At 66.4% G+C, this 17698-nt stretch carries 20 protein-coding genes; 8 read left to right on the forward strand and 12 right to left on the reverse strand.

All coding sequences use genetic code 11. From position 1 onward, the window contains the following. Positions 1-8 precede the first annotated feature (8 nt). Positions 9-755 carry a DUF427 domain-containing protein gene (locus tag FEK34_RS03155; protein ID WP_138446301.1) on the forward strand — a complete coding sequence of 249 codons (747 nt, stop codon included), beginning with the start codon at positions 9-11 and terminating at the stop codon, positions 753-755. A 143-nt stretch (positions 756-898) separates the two neighbouring features. On the opposite strand, the gene FEK34_RS03160 is transcribed toward FEK34_RS03155, so the two are convergent. Next, a complete protein-coding gene (locus FEK34_RS03160; RefSeq protein WP_138446302.1) occupies positions 899-1231 on the reverse strand; it encodes a hypothetical protein in 333 nt (110 codons plus the stop codon). Then, on the reverse strand, positions 1231-2448 hold the full coding sequence (locus FEK34_RS03165) for a Rieske 2Fe-2S domain-containing protein (RefSeq protein ID WP_138446303.1): 1218 nt from the start codon (positions 2446-2448) through the stop codon (positions 1231-1233). Before FEK34_RS03165 ends, FEK34_RS03160 begins: the two co-directional genes overlap by 1 nt. 191 nt (positions 2449-2639) lie before the next feature. Between FEK34_RS03165 and hsaA the strand changes: the two genes are divergently transcribed. The 4 genes from hsaA to hsaB are packed head-to-tail and all read left to right on the forward strand — an operon-like array spanning position 2640 to position 6191. After that, positions 2640-3803 (forward strand): 3-hydroxy-9,10-secoandrosta-1,3,5(10)-triene-9,17-dione monooxygenase oxygenase subunit, encoded by a 1164-nt coding sequence (hsaA, locus tag FEK34_RS03170; RefSeq protein WP_138446304.1) that lies wholly within the window; start codon positions 2640-2642, stop codon positions 3801-3803. A 17-nt stretch (positions 3804-3820) separates the two neighbouring features. After that, a complete protein-coding gene (hsaD, locus tag FEK34_RS03175) occupies positions 3821-4693 on the forward strand; it encodes a 4,5:9,10-diseco-3-hydroxy-5,9,17-trioxoandrosta-1(10),2-diene-4-oate hydrolase (RefSeq protein ID WP_138446305.1) in 873 nt (290 codons plus the stop codon). Between the two features lie 2 nt (positions 4694-4695). Next, positions 4696-5595: an iron-dependent extradiol dioxygenase HsaC gene (hsaC, locus tag FEK34_RS03180; protein WP_138446306.1), complete on the forward strand. Its 900-nt coding sequence runs from the start codon at positions 4696-4698 to the stop codon at positions 5593-5595. A gap of 2 nt (positions 5596-5597) precedes the next feature. Then, positions 5598-6191 carry a 3-hydroxy-9,10-secoandrosta-1,3,5(10)-triene-9,17-dione monooxygenase reductase subunit gene (hsaB, locus tag FEK34_RS03185; protein ID WP_138446307.1) on the forward strand — a complete coding sequence of 198 codons (594 nt, stop codon included), beginning with the start codon at positions 5598-5600 and terminating at the stop codon, positions 6189-6191. A gap of 118 nt (positions 6192-6309) precedes the next feature. On the opposite strand, the gene FEK34_RS03190 is transcribed toward hsaB, so the two are convergent. Both FEK34_RS03190 and FEK34_RS03195 read right to left on the reverse strand, forming a co-directional pair. Next, positions 6310-6627, reverse strand: a complete 318-nt coding sequence (locus tag FEK34_RS03190; protein ID WP_138446308.1) for a helix-turn-helix domain-containing protein — start codon at positions 6625-6627, stop codon at positions 6310-6312. After that, positions 6624-6983: a type II toxin-antitoxin system RelE/ParE family toxin gene (locus FEK34_RS03195; RefSeq protein ID WP_138446309.1), complete on the reverse strand. Its 360-nt coding sequence runs from the start codon at positions 6981-6983 to the stop codon at positions 6624-6626. The genes FEK34_RS03190 and FEK34_RS03195 overlap by 4 nt, the downstream gene beginning before the upstream one ends. A gap of 194 nt (positions 6984-7177) precedes the next feature. On the opposite strand from FEK34_RS03195, the gene FEK34_RS03200 reads away from it, so the two are divergent. Next, on the forward strand, positions 7178-7978 hold the full coding sequence (locus tag FEK34_RS03200; protein ID WP_138446310.1) for a DUF1460 domain-containing protein: 801 nt from the start codon (positions 7178-7180) through the stop codon (positions 7976-7978). A gap of 6 nt (positions 7979-7984) precedes the next feature. Here the strand turns inward: FEK34_RS03200 and FEK34_RS03205 are convergent, their stop codons facing one another. From FEK34_RS03205 to FEK34_RS03235, 7 genes are all read right to left on the reverse strand, one after another. Further along, the gene (locus FEK34_RS03205) at positions 7985-8284 is read right to left on the reverse strand and encodes a helix-turn-helix transcriptional regulator (protein ID WP_138446311.1); all 300 of its coding nucleotides are present in this window, start codon (positions 8282-8284) and stop codon (positions 7985-7987) included. After that, entirely contained in the window at positions 8284-8685 is a 402-nt protein-coding gene (locus FEK34_RS03210; RefSeq protein ID WP_138446312.1) for a hypothetical protein, read from the reverse strand. Before FEK34_RS03210 ends, FEK34_RS03205 begins: the two co-directional genes overlap by 1 nt. Continuing rightward, complete coding sequence (locus tag FEK34_RS03215; protein ID WP_138446313.1) at positions 8678-9148, reverse strand: hypothetical protein; 471 nt, start codon at positions 9146-9148, stop codon at positions 8678-8680. Before FEK34_RS03215 ends, FEK34_RS03210 begins: the two co-directional genes overlap by 8 nt. Positions 9149-9257: 109 nt before the next feature. After that, entirely contained in the window at positions 9258-10295 is a 1038-nt protein-coding gene (gene dmpG, locus FEK34_RS03220) for a 4-hydroxy-2-oxovalerate aldolase (protein ID WP_138446314.1), read from the reverse strand. 12 nt (positions 10296-10307) lie between these two features. Beyond that, positions 10308-11216 carry an acetaldehyde dehydrogenase (acetylating) gene (locus tag FEK34_RS03225; RefSeq protein WP_171048011.1) on the reverse strand — a complete coding sequence of 303 codons (909 nt, stop codon included), beginning with the start codon at positions 11214-11216 and terminating at the stop codon, positions 10308-10310. A gap of 10 nt (positions 11217-11226) precedes the next feature. Then, the gene (locus tag FEK34_RS03230; RefSeq protein ID WP_138446316.1) at positions 11227-12012 is read right to left on the reverse strand and encodes a 2-keto-4-pentenoate hydratase; all 786 of its coding nucleotides are present in this window, start codon (positions 12010-12012) and stop codon (positions 11227-11229) included. A 93-nt stretch (positions 12013-12105) separates the two neighbouring features. Beyond that, positions 12106-13737, reverse strand: a complete 1632-nt coding sequence (locus tag FEK34_RS03235) for an FAD-binding protein (protein ID WP_138446317.1) — start codon at positions 13735-13737, stop codon at positions 12106-12108. A gap of 142 nt (positions 13738-13879) precedes the next feature. Between FEK34_RS03235 and kstD the strand changes: the two genes are divergently transcribed. Beyond that, entirely contained in the window at positions 13880-15589 is a 1710-nt protein-coding gene (gene kstD, locus FEK34_RS03240) for a 3-oxosteroid 1-dehydrogenase (RefSeq protein ID WP_171048012.1), read from the forward strand. Positions 15590-15764: 175 nt separating this feature from the next. Continuing rightward, a complete protein-coding gene (locus FEK34_RS03245) occupies positions 15765-16628 on the forward strand; it encodes a MaoC/PaaZ C-terminal domain-containing protein (RefSeq protein WP_138446319.1) in 864 nt (287 codons plus the stop codon). Positions 16629-16689: 61 nt separating this feature from the next. On the opposite strand, the gene FEK34_RS03250 is transcribed toward FEK34_RS03245, so the two are convergent. Continuing rightward, the gene (locus tag FEK34_RS03250) at positions 16690-17109 is read right to left on the reverse strand and encodes a hypothetical protein (protein WP_138446320.1); all 420 of its coding nucleotides are present in this window, start codon (positions 17107-17109) and stop codon (positions 16690-16692) included. Positions 17110-17698: the final 589 nt, after the last annotated feature.

Raw genomic sequence — 17698 nt, forward strand, 5'->3', positions numbered from 1 at the left:
TCGCAGATATGACCAAAGCGCAGCGGGAACAGGTCAGGATCGAGCCGTGTCACAAGCGGGTGCGGGTCTATTTCGGGGGGAAGCTCGTCGCCGACACCACTCGGCCGTCCCTGGTCTGGGAGATCCCCTACTACCCCACCTACTACATTCCGGTCGCCGATCTGCGCGCGAAACTCGAGCCCAACGGCAGTGTCCGCGAATCCATCCACCGCGGTGAGGGCACCGGCTACGACGTGGTCGTCGACGGCGCCATCGTGCCCGGCGCGGCGACGCGCTACCTGGGCTCACCCGAGCTGAGCGAGCTGGTACGGCTGGACTGGAACGCGATGGACGAATGGTTCGAAGAAGACGAGCCGATCTACGTCCACCCGCGCGACCCGTACTCCCGGGTCGACATCCTCAACAGTTCACGCCACATCCGCGTCGAGGTGGACGGCGTCACCGTGGCCGACTCGACGGCACCGCGCATCCTGTTCGAAACCGGCCTGCCCGCACGGTATTACCTGCCGCTGACCGACGTCCGCATGGACCTGCTGCACCCGTCGGACACCCACAGCCGCTGCCCGTACAAGGGCACCGCCGACTACTGGAACATCCGCATCGGCGACACCGAGCACCGCGACCTGGTGTGGATCTACCGCACCCCGGTCGCCGAGAGTCAGAAGATCGCCGGCCTGGCCTGCTTCTACAACGAGAAGGTCGACATCTACATCGACGGCGAATTGCAGCAACGGCCGCAGACTCCGTTCAGCTGAGCGGCGCCCGCTGAAGACGAACACGCTCGGTGACGATGCGACCGCCCGTCCACCGGCCGGGATGGTGTTGCCAGGCGCGACAGGCGGCCGAAAACGACGGCGGGGCGAGGAGTAACTCCTCGCCCCGTCCTCATCACCGACCACTACTCGGCGATGTCGATCACCCCTTCGTCGACCGCCCATTTGATGGTGCGTTCGAGATCGGCGCAGGATTCCGGTCGGCCCGGGCCCGCGCCCTGCTCGGCGAGCCTGGCGTAGACCGGGCAGTGGGCGGCGGGGTCGCCGGTCCACTGGATCGAGGTCTGGTGCGAACTGCTCTTGCGCACCAGCACCTCGGTTCGGCAGGTGTGGCACCGCAGTGGAGTCAGCCCCTCCTCCAGGTACCTGGCCCTGTCGACGACCGTCTGGGCGGCCACCGCGGCACGCCGCGCCGGTTGGTCGGCGAAGTCGGGTGCTTTCGCCCAGGTCGCGGTCATTACACACCCGCCTCCGCTGCGCTCGATTCCGCTTCGGCGGCCTCGGCCTCACGCTTGCGCCGCAGGTTCTCGGCCACTTCCGCCTCCCAGGCCTCGTTGGCCTTGGTGGTGTCGACCTCGAACTCGAAGCGCTGGGTCATCTTCTCGGTGACGTCGGCGACGTCGACGTAGAACTGCTCGTACCAGCGGCGCAGCTGGTAGACCGGGCCGTCTTCCTCACACAGCAGCGGGTTCTCGACCTTGGACTTGTGCTTCCAGATCTCCACGTCCTGCAAGAAGCCGTCGCCGAAGAAGGTGGTCATGCTCTTGGCGAGCTTGGCCGCGGTGGCGTCGTCGAGGCCCTTGGGCTTTTCGACGCTGAGCCCCCACTGCAACACGAACGAATCGTGGGTCACCGGGTAGTGGCAGTTGATCAGGTTGACCGTGATCTCGTAGCCGCCGTAGATGTTGACCAGCGGGTTGATCATGTAGGACGGACCGAAGTACGACGCTTCCGACTTCAGCAGGTTGTCGCCGCCGTACTTGGCCGCGACGCCCACATCCGGGCGGCCCTTGGTCTCCAGGAACTGGGTCGCGACGTGACCTTCGAAGACGTTCTTGAAGTAGGTCGGGAAGGCGAAGTGGATGTAGAAGAAGTGCGCCATGTCGACGACGTTGTCGATGATCTCGCGGCAGTTGGCGCCCTCGATCAGCAGCGAGTTCCAGGTCCACTCGGTCCACTCGGGGTTCAGTTCCTCGAGCGGGTTGCCGTCGGCGTCGGTGTAAGTGCCCTTGATGTAGGGAATCGTGACTTCCGGCGGCGGCGGGTTGCCCTCGTGGTCGTGCCAGACGAACAGCTGGCCGTTGCGCTCGAGGGTGGTCCACTTCCTGGTGCGGGCCAGCGGTGGCACGCGGCGCGCGTACGGGATCGAGGTGCATTTGCCGCTCGCGCCCCAGCGCCAGTCGTGGAACGGGCAGGCGATGTCGTCGCCCTTGATCTCGCCCATGCTCAGGTCGCCGCCCATATGCCGGCAGTAGGCGTCGAGCACCCGCAGTTCGCCGGCGGTGTCGGCCCAGACGACGAGCTTGGTGCCGAAGGCGTTGACCGAATGCGGCTTGCCGTCGCGGAACGTCTTGGCCAGGCCCAGGCAATGCCATCCCCGCGCGTACCGAGAGGGTGCCGAGCCGACATCGATCTCTCTGACCTTCGTACCGCTCCCCTGTGGCGTTATTGCCATCGCGATTCCTCCTTCTTCACTAGAACACGTTACAAAAATGTCGCGTTCCACGCCAGCGATAGCGGCTACTTCCTGCGCATGCCGTGTCGAAGCCGGTAATGAACACCGGTTCTCGACAGAAATAAGAACGTGTTCTAGTCTCAGAGACAAATGAGTACCGGTTACCAACCAAGGCAGGAGCAGGTCCGGAAATGACGCAAGAAGTGACCGAACGGGTCGAAGCGCTGTTGCCGATGCTGCGCGAGCGCGCACAAGAGGCCGAGGACCTGCGGCGCATCCCCGACGAGACCATGAAGGCGCTGCAAGAGACCGGCTTCTTCAAGCTGCTGCAGCCCAAGCAGTGGGGCGGGTACGCCGCCGACCCGGTGATCTTCTACGACACCGTCCGCAAGATCGCCAGCGCCTGCGGCTCCACCGGCTGGGTGGCCGGCATCATCGGCGTGCACAACTGGCACCTCGCGCTGTTCTCGCAGCAAGCCCAGCAGGACGTGTGGGGCGAGAACACCGACATCCGCATCTCCTCCTCCTACGCCCCGATGGGTGCGGGCACCGTCGTCGAGGGCGGCTACCGGGTCAGCGGCTCATGGGCCTGGTCGTCGGGCTCCGACCACGCCGAGTGGACCTTCGTCGGCGGACCGGTCATCAAGGACGGCCGTCCGGTCGATTTCGGCAGCTTCCTGATCCCGCGCTCGGAATACCGCATTGATGACGTCTGGAACGTCGTCGGCCTGCGCGGCACCGGCTCCAACACCCTGGTGGTGGAGGACGTGTTCGTGCCGCGGCACCGGTTCCTCAGCTACAAGACGATGAACGACCTGGCCTCGCCCGGCCTCGAGCAGAACACCGATCCGGTGTACAAGATGCCGTGGGGCACCATCCATCCCACCACCATCTCCACCCCCATCGTCGGTATGGCCTACGGCGCCTACGAGGCCCACGTCGAACACCAGGGCAAGCGGGTGCGTGCGGCCTACGCGGGCGAGAAGGCCAAGGACGATCCGTTCGCCAAGGTGCGTATCGCCGAGGCGTCCAGCGATATCGACGCCGCCTGGCGGCAGCTGTCGGGCAATGTCGCCGAGGAGTACGCGCATCTGCTGGCCGGCGAGGAGATCCCGTTCGATCTGCGCCTGCGCGCCCGCCGCGACCAGGTGCGCGCCACCGGCCGCGCCATCGCCTCGATCGACAAGCTGTTCGAGAGCTCCGGCGCCACCGCACTGGCCAACGGCACACCGCTGCAACGGTTCTGGCGTGACGCGCACGCGGGCCGGGTGCACGCCGCCAACGATCCGGAGCGGGCCTACATGGTGTACGGCGCGGGCGAATTCGGCCTGCCCGTCACCGACACCATGGTGTGACGACCACAGGAGACACAGTGACCTCGACCGTGGAACTCACCTACGAATCCACTTCCCGGTTCGCCCAGGTGCGGCCGGACCTGAAACTGCACTACCACGAGGCGGGCGTCGGCAACGGTCCGACGATCGTGCTGCTGCACGGCGGCGGGCCCGGCGCCTCGTCGTGGTCGAACTTCTCCCGCAATATCCCGGTGCTGGCGCAGGACTTCCACGTCATCGCCGTCGACCAGCCCGGATACGGCAAGTCCGATAAGCCGACCGAGCATCCGCAGTACTTCGCGCACAGCGCGTCGGCACTGAAGGATCTGCTCGACACCCTCGGCATCACCGATCGGGTGCATCTGCTGGGCAATTCGCTCGGCGGCGGCACCTCGGTGCGGTTCGCGCTCGACTACCCCGACCGCGCCGGCAAGCTGGTCCTGATGGGTCCGGGTGGACTGAGCACCAACCTGTTCGCCCCCGACCCCACCGAGGGTGTGCGGCTGCTGTCGAAATTCACCTATGAGCCGACGCGCGAGAACATCGAGGCGTTCCTGCGGATCATGGTGTTCGACCAGTCGCTGGTCACCGACGAGCTGATCGACGAGCGTTTCGCCGCGGCCGGTACTCCGGAATCGCTTGCCGCGATGAAGGCGATGGGCAAGTCGTTCGCCAGTGCCGATTTCGAGAAGGGCATGCTCTGGCGTGACGCCTACAAGCTGCGTCAGCCGGTGCTGCTGATCTGGGGCCGCGAGGACCGGGTCAACCCGCTCGACGGCGCGCTGGTGGCGTTGAAGCAGATCCCGCGCGCGCAGCTGCACGTGTTCGGTGGCTGCGGGCACTGGGCGCAGCTGGAGAAGTTCGCCGAATTCAACCGGCTCGCCACCGATTTCCTGAACGGGGTGAAATAGCCATGGGCATTCGCGCACTCGGATACATGCGCATCGAGGCCACCGATATGGCGGCCTGGCGCGAATACGGTCTCAAGGTGCTCGGCATGATGGAGGCCCCCGGACCCAACCCGGACAATCTCTATCTGCGCATGGACGATTTCCCGGCGCGGCTGGTGATCGTTCCCGGCGAGAAGGACCGGTTGCAGGTCTCCGGCTGGGAAGTCACCGACGCGCCCGCGCTGCAAGAACTTCGGGAAACACTGTCCGCCGCTGGTGTGCCGTTCAAAGAGGCCACCAAGGAGGAGCTCGCCGAGCGCCGGGTCGAGAACATGATCCGGTTCGAGGATCCCTCCGGTAATTCCCTCGAGGCCTTCCACGGGGCGCAGTATCTGGCCCGCCGGTTCGTCAGCCCGTACGGGCACAGGTTTGTCACCGAAGAGCAGGGCCTCGGCCATGTGGTGCTGACCTGCACCGACGACGCCGCCGCGCAGGCGTTCTACCAGGACGTCCTCGGTTTCCGGCTGCGTGACTCGATGCGGCTGCCCCCGCAGATGGTCGGGCGCCCGGCCGACGGCGATCCGGCGTGGCTGCGGTTCTACGGCTGCAATCCGCGCCATCATTCGCTGGCGTTCCTGCCGCTGCCCAATTCGACCGGCATCGTGCACCTCATGCTCGAGGTGGAGAACTCCGACGACGTGGGCCTGTGCCTGGACCGCGCGATGCGCAAGAAGGTGAAGATGTCGGCCACCCTCGGCCGCCACATCAACGACAAGATGCTGTCGTTCTATATGAAGACCCCCGGCGGATTCGATATCGAATTCGGTTGTGAAGGTCTGGAAGTCGACGATCACTCGTGGATCGCGCGGGAATCCACCGCGGTCTCGCTGTGGGGCCACGACTTCACGGTTGGGATGAAATAGCGATGAGCGACGGGGCGGAAGTGACCACGCAGGATTATCCGGAGATCGACGGCCGCCAGTTCCGGAATGTGCTGGGGCAGTTCTGCACCGGCATCACCGTCATCACCACGATGGATGACGAAGGCGCGCCGATCGGGTTCGCCTGCCAGTCGTTCGCCGCCCTGTCCCTCGACCCGCCGCTGGTGCTGTTCTGCCCCACCAAGGGCTCGCGGTCGTGGGCCGCGATCGAACGCAACGGACGTTTCTGCGCCAACGTCCTCGCCGAGGAACAGCAGCAACTGTGCGCCCGCTTCGGTTCCCGCGAACCCGACAAGTTCGCCGAAACCTCCTGGCGTACCTCGGATCTGGAGCTACCGCTCCTTGACGACGCGCTGGCCACCATCCAGTGCTCGGTGGACCGCGTCGTCGACGGCGGCGATCACCACATCGTGATCGGCCGTGTGCTGGCCCTGTCGGAGTCGACCACCTCCGGCAGGCCGCTGTTGTTCTACCGCGGGCAATACACCGCCATCGAACCGGAGAAGACGGTCCCGGCGCCGTGGCGGGCGGATCTGGAGCATTTCCTGACCACGACCACGTTGGATACCTGGTTGTAGGTCCACGACCACGCGGAACCCCTCCGCGTCCTGCCCGGCCGGGATCGCAGCAACCGGCCGGGCATTGTCGTGTTCGGGGTGAGTATCGGTGCCGGCCGAAGACCGTCGAGCCAAGCAATCAGGCGATTGCGGCAATGTCACCATTGTCGAAGTAGATCGCCTGGTGCAACTCTCCGCCAAGGGCAGCCGCATATCGAGTGAGCACCTCCTGGCCCGAGATCTCGCCCTGCTCGATATGGGATACGCGACCCTTCGTCACGCCCATCCGCTCAGCTACCTGCTCCTGGGTCAGCCCCCTCGAGCGCCGGATCTCGGCGAGACGCTCACCGAGAACCTCGGCCAGCAGTTCCCTTCTCCCAGCCGCCACCGCAGCCTCGCCACCGGCACGCTCGACATGCTCGGCGCGAATGTCCTTCCAACGTGTGTACTCAGTCATGACGCATCTTCCTCCACACGGGATTTCACATAGTCCGCGTAGCGCCGCTCGGCCAGCGGAATCGATTCCTCATACCACTCGCTCCAACGGTCCCTCTTGTCTCCTGCGACCAGCAGGATGCTCGATCGCCACGGATCGAATGCGAACAGGATCCTCGTCGTTCCCGGACGAAGTTCCTTCAGGTTCTTCAACGCCGAGCCGGCGATCGTGTCTACGAGAGGACGGCCCAAACCCGGCCCACCCTGGGCCAGCGCGTCCAACGCCTGGACAACTCGAGCGTGCGCGCCGGGCTCGAGGCCGTCGATCCATTCGCGCACCTCATCGACGACGTAGATCTCCCACTCGCCCTCTGTCACGGACAAAGTATAGCAATAGATATACCTCGGGTTCATTGATCCCGAGACCTGACACCCTGTCACGTAGGGTCACCTGGTGGATTCCGGCGCAGTCAGCCTGGTGACGCAGATATCGCCGACAGTTCCCCGGTTCAGAGCAGCCGCGAGGTCTACCGTGGGTATCGACCTCGTGCTGCACCGACCCGGGAGGCGACTTGCGCATCATCGTCCGCGCGCTGCTGCTTGTGCTGGCCCTCGCCTGCGGGCCGATAGCGCTGATCCCCGGCGCGGCCGCCGCACCTGCCATCGATGACGTCACCGCTGGCCGGATCGACGAACTGCTGGCCGTGCGGGCCGGTGCGGCGACACAGAGCAAGGGCGAGCTGATCGAGCTGCTGTCGCGGCATTTCCTCGGCACGCCCTACGGCGCGAACATGCTCATCGGTTCGGCGACCGAACCCGAGCAGCTGGTGGTCGACGTCCGACGCGTCGACTGCTTCACCTACCTCGATTACGTCGAGGCTCTCAGCCGCAGCACCACGCGCGAGGAGTTCGTGGCGAACTTGATCGAGACCCGCTACACCGGCGGACGCGTCGAATTCACCCACCGCAAACACTTCTTCACCGACTGGGCGCACACCGAGCGCACCGCCGCCACCGACATCACCGCCACCCTCACCCCCGCCGCGGTCACCACCACCAAGCATCTCAACGCGAAGGCCGACGGCACCACCTACCTCCCCGGCCTCCCGGTGGTCGACCGCGCCATCACGCACATCCCCAGCGCCAACGTCGACCAGGCCGTCATCGCCAACCTGCGCACCGGCGACTACATCGGCGCCTACGCCGACCAACCCGGCCTCGACGTCACCCACGTCGGCATCTTCGTCTCCACCCCGAACGGGCCTGTCTTCCGCAACGCCTCATCCCTGCCCGCCGACAACAAAGTCGTCGATACGCCATTCCTCGACTACGTCCGCACGACGCCGGGCATCCTCGTGCTGCGGCCGGACTGAGTACCTCTACACGGGATCGACGTGCGGAACAAAGCTGACTTGCGGATTGTCATCATCGATCGAAACGCGCAGCGACGCCTCGAGAGCCCGCGCCAGTACCATCATCAGTGGCAGCGATAACGTGGCGTCGGAGCCCTCGATCCTGGAAATTTCAACCCGGGTGAGGCGAGCGCGATCAGCGAGTTCAGCTTGTGCGAGCCTGAGATCAATGCGCCGACGGTAGACCGCCTCGGCGAGAGCCATCGCGAGGCGGATCTCGGTCCGTGCATCGGTCACTGAGTGGCGTGACACGTCCGGCTCGACCATCAATGGCTGCCGAGGTCGATGGTGAGGATTTTGACGACCGGGTGCGGATCTCCCTGTCCACCTTCGCGGGTGGCGTTGCAGTACTGGTAGTCGATACGTCCAGCTCCGCTGATCTCGTAGTGGATCGTCCGTGAGTAACCTTCCCATTTCGGGCCGTGGTTCTTGCCGCGAAGCACGGTGGACGACCCGACAGCGGGCGGCGATCCAGGAGTGAACGACACATGGTCCCAGAACTGCCGTGCTGACGTCAGCCCGACCTTGTCTGCGAGCCCGTTCCAGGCGTCGAGATATTGACGGTGAACAAGAACCCGGTAGACCGGCTTGGCGGCAGGTCTACCGCCTGGCGAACGCGCAGCGACAAATGGCCGGTATGCACCTGGCCGGGGATCGCGCTCAGTCATCGCCGCTCGACCGCGGAGCATCCACCTCTACGAAATCGGATTCGTCGGCTTGGCCGGTATGCACGGCACGGCGCATCGGGTCGCGCATGACGGACGCGGTTGTCACCCAGGCGTGCAATGCTTCGCGCAGTGGCGTGGGATCTTCCGACGTCAGTGTCAGCACCACCGCATTGCGAATCTCTTCCAGGGCCTCCGCCCGGTCGTCTGCATCGAATTCCGACAACCACGCCAGCCCACCGAGTTCGACGGGAGTCGGCGAATCGGTCCGGGCGAGCACCGCCTCGGCCGTGAACAGTTGCTGAGTGACCGCCGCCGCTTCGTGAAGCGCAGCTATGCGCTGGGCTGCGAGCATGACGAGCACCGACCCATCGGTGTCACGTAGCGACGCCGACGAACGTTTCGCCTCATCGAGGAACTCGCGGCGCCGCGCTCCCGCAAGGTCACTGACCTGGAACATCGTCATGCCATGATTCTAGCAAAATCATGGCATTGAGCCTCCGGCGCCTCGATCCAGAGCACACGCGAACGGGCCGCGAACGGAGGGGATCGTTCGCGGCCCGTTGTGGCGAAAATCAGGCGGTGACTGGCGTCTGTTCCCGCTGGAGTTCCAGCGCAATGTCGATGAGCTGGTCTTCCTGTCCGCCGACGAGCTTGCGCTTGCCTGCGCGGACGAGCATTTCGGCGGCCGAGACTCCGTAGCGTTCGGCCTGGCGTTCGGCGTGGCGCAGGAAGCTGGAGTACACGCCCGCGTAGCCCATCATCAGGGACTGGCGGTCGAGCAGGCATTCGGCGGGCATGGCCGGGCGGACGACGTCTTCGGCGGCGTCGGCGATGGCGAAGAAGTCGATGCCGGTCTTGATGTCGAGCTTGTCGCAGACGCCGACCAACGCCTCCACCGGAGTGTTGCCCGCGCCCGCGCCGAAGCGGCGGGCGCTGCCGTCGATCTGGGTGGCGCCGGCGCGGATGGCGTAGATCGAGTTCGCGACGGCGAGGTCGAGATTCTCGTGGCCGTGGAAGCCGACCTGGGCGTCGTTGCCCAGTTCGGCGACCAGCGCGGAGACCCGGTCGGCGACCTGCTCGAGCACGAGCGCGCCGGCCGAATCCACCACGTACACGCACTGGCAGCCGGCGTCGGCCATGATCCTGGCCTGCTTGGCCAGCGCCTCCGGCGGCTGGGTGTGCGACATCATCAGGAAGCCGACGGTTTCCAGCCCGAGGTCGCGGGCGAGCCCGAAGTGCTGGATGGAGACGTCGGCCTCGGTGCAGTGGGTGGCGATGCGGCAGATGCTGGCGCCGTTGTCCTGGGAGATCTTGATGTCTTCCTTGACGCCGACGCCGGGCAGCATGAGCACCGCGATCTTGGCCTGCTTCGCGGTCTCGGCCGCGATGGTGATCAGTTCCTGCTCAGGGGTTTTGGAGAACCCGTAGTTGAACGAGGAGCCGCCGAGGCCGTCACCGTGGGTGACCTCGATGACCGGCACACCGGCGCCGTCGAGCGCGGTGACGATGTCGCGCACTTCGGTGGCGGTGAACTGGTGGCGCTTGTGGTGGGACCCGTCACGCAGCGAGGTGTCGGTGACGCGAATATCGAGTTCAGCTGAAAAAGCCATGGGAAACGCTCCTTACACCCGTGCCGAGGCGATCTGCTTGGCCATGACCTCGCCGACCCTGGTGGCGGCGGCGGTCATGATGTCGAGGTTGCCCGCGTAGGGCGGCAGGAAATCGCCCGCGCCTTCGACCTCGACGAAGACCGAGACCTTCGCCATGCCGCCGGACACCACCGACGGCTCGTCGAACTGGGGCTCGTTGAGCAGCCGGTAGCCGGGGACGTACTGCTGGATGTCGGCGACCATCCGGTGGATGGAGTCGGCGATCGCGTCGGTGTCGGCGTCGTCGGGGATGGCGCAGAAAATGGTGTCGCGCATGATCATCGGCGGCTCGGCCGGGTTCAGGATGATGATGGCCTTACCGCGCTGCGCACCGCCGATGGTCTCCACGCCACGGCTGGTGGTCTTGGTGAATTCGTCGATATTGGCGCGGGTACCGGGACCGGCGCTCACCGACGATACCGACGCGACGATTTCGGCGTAGGGCACCGGAACCACGCGCGAGACGGCCGCGACGATCGGGATGGTGGCCTGACCACCGCAGGTGATCATGTTGACGTTCGGCGCGTCGATATTGGCCCCGAGGTTCACCGGCGGCACCACGGCGGGCCCGACGGCGGCGGGGGTGAGGTCGACGGCGCGAATCCCCTTCTCCGCGTACTTCGGCGCGGCCTCGCGGTGCACGTACGCCGAGGTGGCCTCGAACACCATGTCGGGCAGTTCGGACTGGCCGAGCAGCCAGTCCACACCCTCGTGCGAGGTTTCCAGGCCGAGCCCGCGAGCGCGCTTCAAGCCTTCGCTGTCGGGATCGATGCCGATCATCCAGCGCGGCTCGATGTGCTCGGAGCGGAGCAGTTTGTACAGCAGATCGGTGCTGATGTTGCCGGACCCGACGATCGCGGCGGTGACGGTCCCTTCGGACACGACGTACCTCCTACGTGAATTGCAAACGGACAGAACCGAGTCCGGCGAACTCGGCATGGAAAGCATCTCCGGGACGCGCGTCGATGGCGCGCGTGCAGGAACCGGGCAGGACCACATCGCCCGCCTTCAACCGGACCCCGAAGCTCGCGACCTTGCGGGCCAGCCACGCCACCGCGATGACCGGATCGCCGAGTACCGCGTCGCTGCGGCCTTCGGCGACGACCTCGCCGTTGCGGGTGAGCACCGCGTCGATCGACTTGATGTCGATGTCCTTGGGCGCGACCCGCTCCTTGCCGAGCACGAAGCCGGCCGAGGAGGCATTGTCGGAGATGGTGTCGGCCAGGCCGATGTTCCAGTCCTTGATCCGCGAGTCGATCAGCTCGATGGACGGCGCGAAGGCGACGGTGGCGGCGAGCACGTCCTCTTCGGTGCAGTCCGCGCCGGGCAGGTCGGCGCCGAGGATGAACCCGACCTCCACCTCCACCCGCGGGAACAGGTAGCGATCGGCCTCGACCGGAACGTCTTCGTAGACTTCCATTTCCGCGAGCAGATGCCCGTAGTCGGGTTCGTCGACGCCCATCATCTGCTGCATCGCCTTCGACGACAGGCCCACCTTGTGGCCGACCACCCGCGCGCCGGAGTCGAGCCTGCGCCGGATATTGATCAGCTGGATCTCGTAGGCGTCGACGACGTCGATATCGGGATGCCGCGCGACCAGCGGGTCGATGGCGACCCGGTCGCGTTCGGCGCGCTCGAGTTCGTCGGCCAGTTCGGTTCGTACCGCATCGGACAGCACGTCAGTGTTCCTTTCTCTCATGAGCGGGGCTCTGCACCGTGCCGCCTCGCCGACCGCACATGAGGGATTCGTATGTCTCAGAAGCGTTTCCGCTCATGAGTGGTTCCTTTCCGCTGTCGCCGTATCACGCTGTGCCGTGCGCACTCCCGCCGCCGACCGTCCCGCACGGCGGCCGGAGAACACGCAATCGGCCAGCGACAGCCCGCTGACGTAGGAGTCCGAGCAGATGCCGACGGCGGTGCGGCCGGCCGCGTACAGGCCGGGGATATCGGTGCCGTCGGTGGAGCGCACCGCGCCGGTGTCCTCGTCGACGACCACACCGCCGACGGTGAACATCGGGCAGGGGTTGATCACGCTCGGCCGGATGGAGACGTTGAGCAGCCAGAACGGTCCGGTGCGCAGCGGGGTTGTGTACTCGGCCGGTTTGCCGACCGGGTCGGGGGCGCCGGCGTCGATCGCGGAGTTGTAGGCGTCGACGGTGGCGCGCAGTCCGGCGGGGTCGATGCCCGCCTTGGCCGCGACCTGTTCTATGGTGGCGCCGCGTTTGGCGCTGCGCCGCAGCGGTTCGAACTGGGCGCGCTGGAACCAAGTGCCCTGGGCGCCGATCTGGCGGATCGCGGTGCGCATCAGCGGTTCGTCGGCGAGCAGCCAGCCGATGCCGCCGTGCTCGTTGACCAGCTTGTTGCCGACGGCGGCGCCGTAGCGGGTTTCGTCGATGACGCGGCGCCCCTGCCCGTCGACCAGGATGGCGCCGGTGAACGCGCTCGGCGGCAGCAGGAACCGCCAGGCCGAGACGTTGCCCATCCGGTCGGTGGCGGCGCCGACGCGCTGGGCCAGCTTGATGCCGCTGCCGTCGTCGGCGCTGCTGCCCAGCGCCATCCCGCCGGTGTAGGCGGGGGCGTGCTCGGCCACCATCTGGCGGTTGGCGATGAAACCGCCCGCGCTGACAATCACGCCACGCCTGGCCAGCACCCGGATGGTGGTCTGGTAGCGCTCGTCCATCTTGGCCAGGCGCTTGTCCAGCGCGTGGCGCAGCGGCGGGTAGTAGATGCCGGGCTTGGCGGCCAGTTTCGCCATCCGGGCGTAGCGGTCGCGGACGCGGCCGGGCGCCTCGCGCAGGGTCCGGCATTCGACGCCGATGACGGCGCCGGTGTCGTCGGTGATCAGCTCGGTGGCCTGCGTCAGCGTTTCGACCCGGACTCCCGCTTTCGATGCGGCGGTCGCCAGCGGCTCGGACAGTTTCTTGCCGGACACCCCGCGTCCGTGCACCCGATGCCCGCGTTGAGCTGCGGGGATGTCGGCGAAGGCGCCGGAGATCTCGCTGCCGGAGTAGTAGAGGTAGTAGTCGTCGTTCGGGTAGGAGGTCTTGTACGGGCACAGCGAGGCCTCGAACGGGACGCCGTGGCCCTTCAGCCAGTCGATCATGGCGGGGCTTTCGTCGACGAAACGCCGCAGCGTCTCCGGGCGCACCGCATCGCCGACCTCGCGTTCGAGGTAGGCAAGCATCGCCTCGGGGGTATCGCGCACACCGGCTTCACGCTGCACGGAGGTACCGCCTCCGGCGTAGATGATCCCGCCCGACAGCGCCGTGGCGCCGCCGCCGGTGAATCGTTCCAGCACCAGCACCTGCGCCCCGTCGGCCGCGGCTTCCAGTGCCGCGCAGGCCCCCGCAGCCCCGAAACCGATGACGACGACGTCGGCGGTCAGGTCCCAATCGAGGCTCATGTACTCCACTCCGGTTCGGCTCCACATCGGAACTCGCCACCAAACTGGAACGAGTTTCCTTGACGATAAGACTGCTGCGTTTACCCCTGATTAGCAAGGTATACGCACCAACCAATGGATTAACAACCGAAGATTCTATAACGTGTTCTACATGACTGATCGGGAATACGATGTGGTGGTGGTCGGTAGTGGCGCCGCCGGAATGACCGCCGCCCTCACGGCCGCCCACCACGGGCTCAGCGTGGTGGTCCTGGAAAAGGCCGCACACTACGGTGGATCCACCGCTCGCTCCGGTGGTGGAGTGTGGGTTCCCGGAAACAAGGCGCTGCTGGCCTCGGGCCGGCCGGACGATCGCGAGCAGGCGCGCAAGTACCTGCACAGCATCATCGGCGACGTGGTGCCGAAGGAGCGGATCGACACCTACATCGACCGCGGGGCGGAAGCGCTGGACTTCGTGCTCGATCACACGCCGCTGAAGCTGAAGTGGGTGCCCGGCTACTCCGACTACTACCCCGAGGCGCCCGGCGGCAAAGGCGAGGGACGCTCGTGCGAACCCAAGCCGTTCGACGCGATGGTCCTCGGCGAGGAGCGGTTCAACCTCGAACCGCCGTACGCCAAGGCGCCGCTCAACGTCGCCGTCATGCAGGAAGACTTCGTGCGGCTGAACCTGATCAAGCGCCACCCCAAGGGCATGATGCGCGCAATGCGCGTCGGCGCGCGCACCTACTGGGCCAAGTTCACCCGCAAGCATCTGCTGGTCATGGGCCAGGCGATCATGGCGGCCATGCGCAAGGGGCTCATGGACGCGAACGTTCCCCTGCTGCTGAACACCCCGATGACCAAGCTCGTGGTGACCGACGGCGTCGTCACCGGCGTCGAGGCCCTCCAGGACGGCAAGCCGGTCACCTTCACCGCGCGCCACGGCGTCGTCCTCGGCAGCGGCGGTTTCGAGCACAACGCCGAGATGCGCACCAAGTACCAGCGCCAGCCCATCACCACCGAGTGGACCACGGGTGCGGCGGCCAACACCGGTGACGGCATCGTCGCGGGTATGGACGCGGGCGCGGCGATCGGATTCATGGAGGACGCCTGGTGGGGTCCGACGGTCTTCAAGGGCGGTAAGCCGTGGTTCGCACTGGCCGAGCGCAATCTGCCCGGCAGCATCATGGTGAACGCCGACGGTAAGCGATTCGGTAATGAGTCCGCTCCTTACGTCGAGGCTGTGCACACCATGTACGGCGGCGAATACGGTCAGGGTGAGGGTCCGGGCGAGAACATCCCCGCCTGGCTGGTGTTCGACCAGCGTTATCGGAACCGCTACATCTTCGCCGGGTTGCAGCCCGGCCAGCGGTTCCCGTCCCGCTGGATGGAAAACGATTTCATCGTCAAGGCCGACACCATCGAGGAGCTGGCCCAGAAGCTCGGTGTGCCCGCCGACAACCTGACCGCCACCGTCGAGCGGTTCAACAGCTTCGCCGACACCGGCAAGGACGAGGACTTCGGCCGTGGCGACAGCCACTACGACCGCTACTACGGCGACCCGACCGTCAAACCGAACCCGTGCCTCGCCGCGCTGGTCCAGGGCCCGTTCTACGCAGCCAAGATCGTGCCGGGCGACCTCGGCACCAAGGGTGGTCTGGTGGCCGATACGGCCGGACGGGTGCTGCGCGAAGACGGCACGCCGATCGAAGGGCTGTACGCCTCCGGCAACTGCTCGACGCCGGTCATGGGCCACACCTACGCCGGACCGGGCGCGACCATCGGGCCCGCGATCACCTTCGGGTACCTGGCGGTGCTGGATATCGCGGAGAAGAAGAAGGCGGAGTCGGCGCAGGCGTCGGCCGAGGCGTAATGATGCGGCGGGCCGGGTGCCGGATCAGTTGGGCTCGGCGCTCTGCCCGCGCACTGCGTTCGGCCGAGAGCGCGTCCCACGAAGCGGGCGATCCGGTGCCGCTGACCGCTCCCGCTCGGCAGGATGACGGAGACGTCGGCACCCATTTGTCCACAATCATGCACAAGGAGAACTGATGCCCATCGACCCGAAGATCGCGCTCGGCGCCGAACTGCCGAGCCGGGAGTTCGCGTGGACGGCGTCCGACGTCCAGCTGTATCAGCTCGGCCTCGGCGCGGGCGCGCGCTGGACCGATCCCGCTGAACTGCGCTACCTCGACGACCGCACCCCGAAGGTGCTGCCGACGTTCGCGACCGTCGCGCCGACCCTGCACGAGACCGAGCCGCCGAAGGTCAGTTACCCCGGCATCGACATCGATCTGGCGAAGGTGGTGCACGGCCACCAGGAGATCGAGGTGCATCGGCCGATTCCCGCGTCGGGTAAGGCGACCGCCAGGGGTCGGATCACCGAGATCTGGGACAAGGGTTCGGCGGCGGTGGTGGTGCGCGAATACACCGTCATCGGTTCCGACGGCGCACCCCTGTGGACGGACCGATCGTCCATCTTCGCCAAGGGGGAGGGCGGTTTCGGCGGAGAACGCGGACCGAGCACCAAATCCGAATTGCCGGACCGCACACCCGATTTCGACGTCACCACGCCGACCCTCCCGCAGCAGGCCCTGCTCTACCGGATGCTCGGCGACCGCAACCCTCTGCACTCCGATCCCGAATTCGCCCGCGCCGCAGGGTTCCCCAACCCGATCCTGCACGGCCTGTGCACCTACGGCATCGTCTGCAAGACGGCGACCGACACCGTGCTGGACTCCGACGCCTCCCGCGTGACCGGTTTCCGGGCACGCTTCGCCGGCGTGCTGTACCCGGGCGAGACCATCCGCACCCGGATCTGGCGGGGTGACGGTGAGCTGATCATCGGGGCGAGCGTGGTGGAGCGTGATGATGCGCCCGTGCTGGCGGACGTTCGGTTGACGTACCAGGGCTGATCTTTTCGGATGGAGCCACCGGTGTCGTTCGCAGACGTCGGTGGCTTTCTCGTTCGCGCGGCTAGTGATCGGTGCGAATCGAGAACAGGCTCGCTGTGTCGCAGGAGGTTCGGGTGCTCGGCGGGGTGGCGGCAAGAGCGGCCAGCGCTGGGTCGGATAGGTCCGGCCAGTCATCCGGGTCGGTAATTCGAGGGTCGTCGACCTGGGTGAGACCGCCGACGTCGAGCTCATGCCACATGTCGGTGTTCATCACTACCAAGGCGATCTGCACGCCCGGGTCGGCATGCAGGCGCCAGGACATGGATGTGCGGTCGGTCAGCACCAAGACGAGCGGGTGTTGCGTCGCGTGCACATAGACCTCCGCCGCGCTGGGCGCGGATTCGTGGGTCCGGTTGATGCTGATCGCGTGCACGTCGGCGAATCGGTCCGGATGCTGGTTGGTTTCCTCCAACACGGTCGTCGCGCAATCGTGCACCACCACCGGATATCCGCCTGCGGGCAACGGTGGCTCGGGTTTCGGCGGCGGCAGTGACGACCAATCCGGTTCAGGCGGTTGGCACGCGCACGGCGCGGGTGCGGACAGGCATGCACTTGCGACGATCCCCACGAGCGCCGTGATCGCTATCGACAGTGCTCGTCGAGTCCTTTCCCCTGTGTGTGCCATCGGTTCCTCCCATCCCGTCGGCACTACCGAGGGTAGCCAGTGGTCGACGCCGAATCCAGGTCTGCGCGGCGTATCCGGAGGTAGGCACGACATTCCGGGATGACGCGCCGTGGGTGTGACTCCGTCATCCGAATTCGATCCACATCCGGCGGAACCGCGGCCCGGTTCATTGCGTCTAAGAGGGCGTAGGTATGTTCTTGCCGGCCGGGCGGAGTGGAGGGTTCTGGGGTGGGCATCGAGATTCCCGAGGCGTTGCAGTGGGCCGCGAAGTACGTCGTCGGGGCCGGTGACTGGCCCGAGGGCGACGAGACCGCGATGCGGCGCATGGCCGATGCCTACACCACCGCCGCCACCACCCTCGACGACCTCGGCGACGACGCCCAACGCCAGGTCAACCAACTGCTGG

It is taken from the genome of Nocardia cyriacigeorgica, from assembly GCF_005863245.1.
Taxonomy (GTDB): Bacteria; Actinomycetota; Actinomycetes; order Mycobacteriales; family Mycobacteriaceae; genus Nocardia; species Nocardia cyriacigeorgica_C.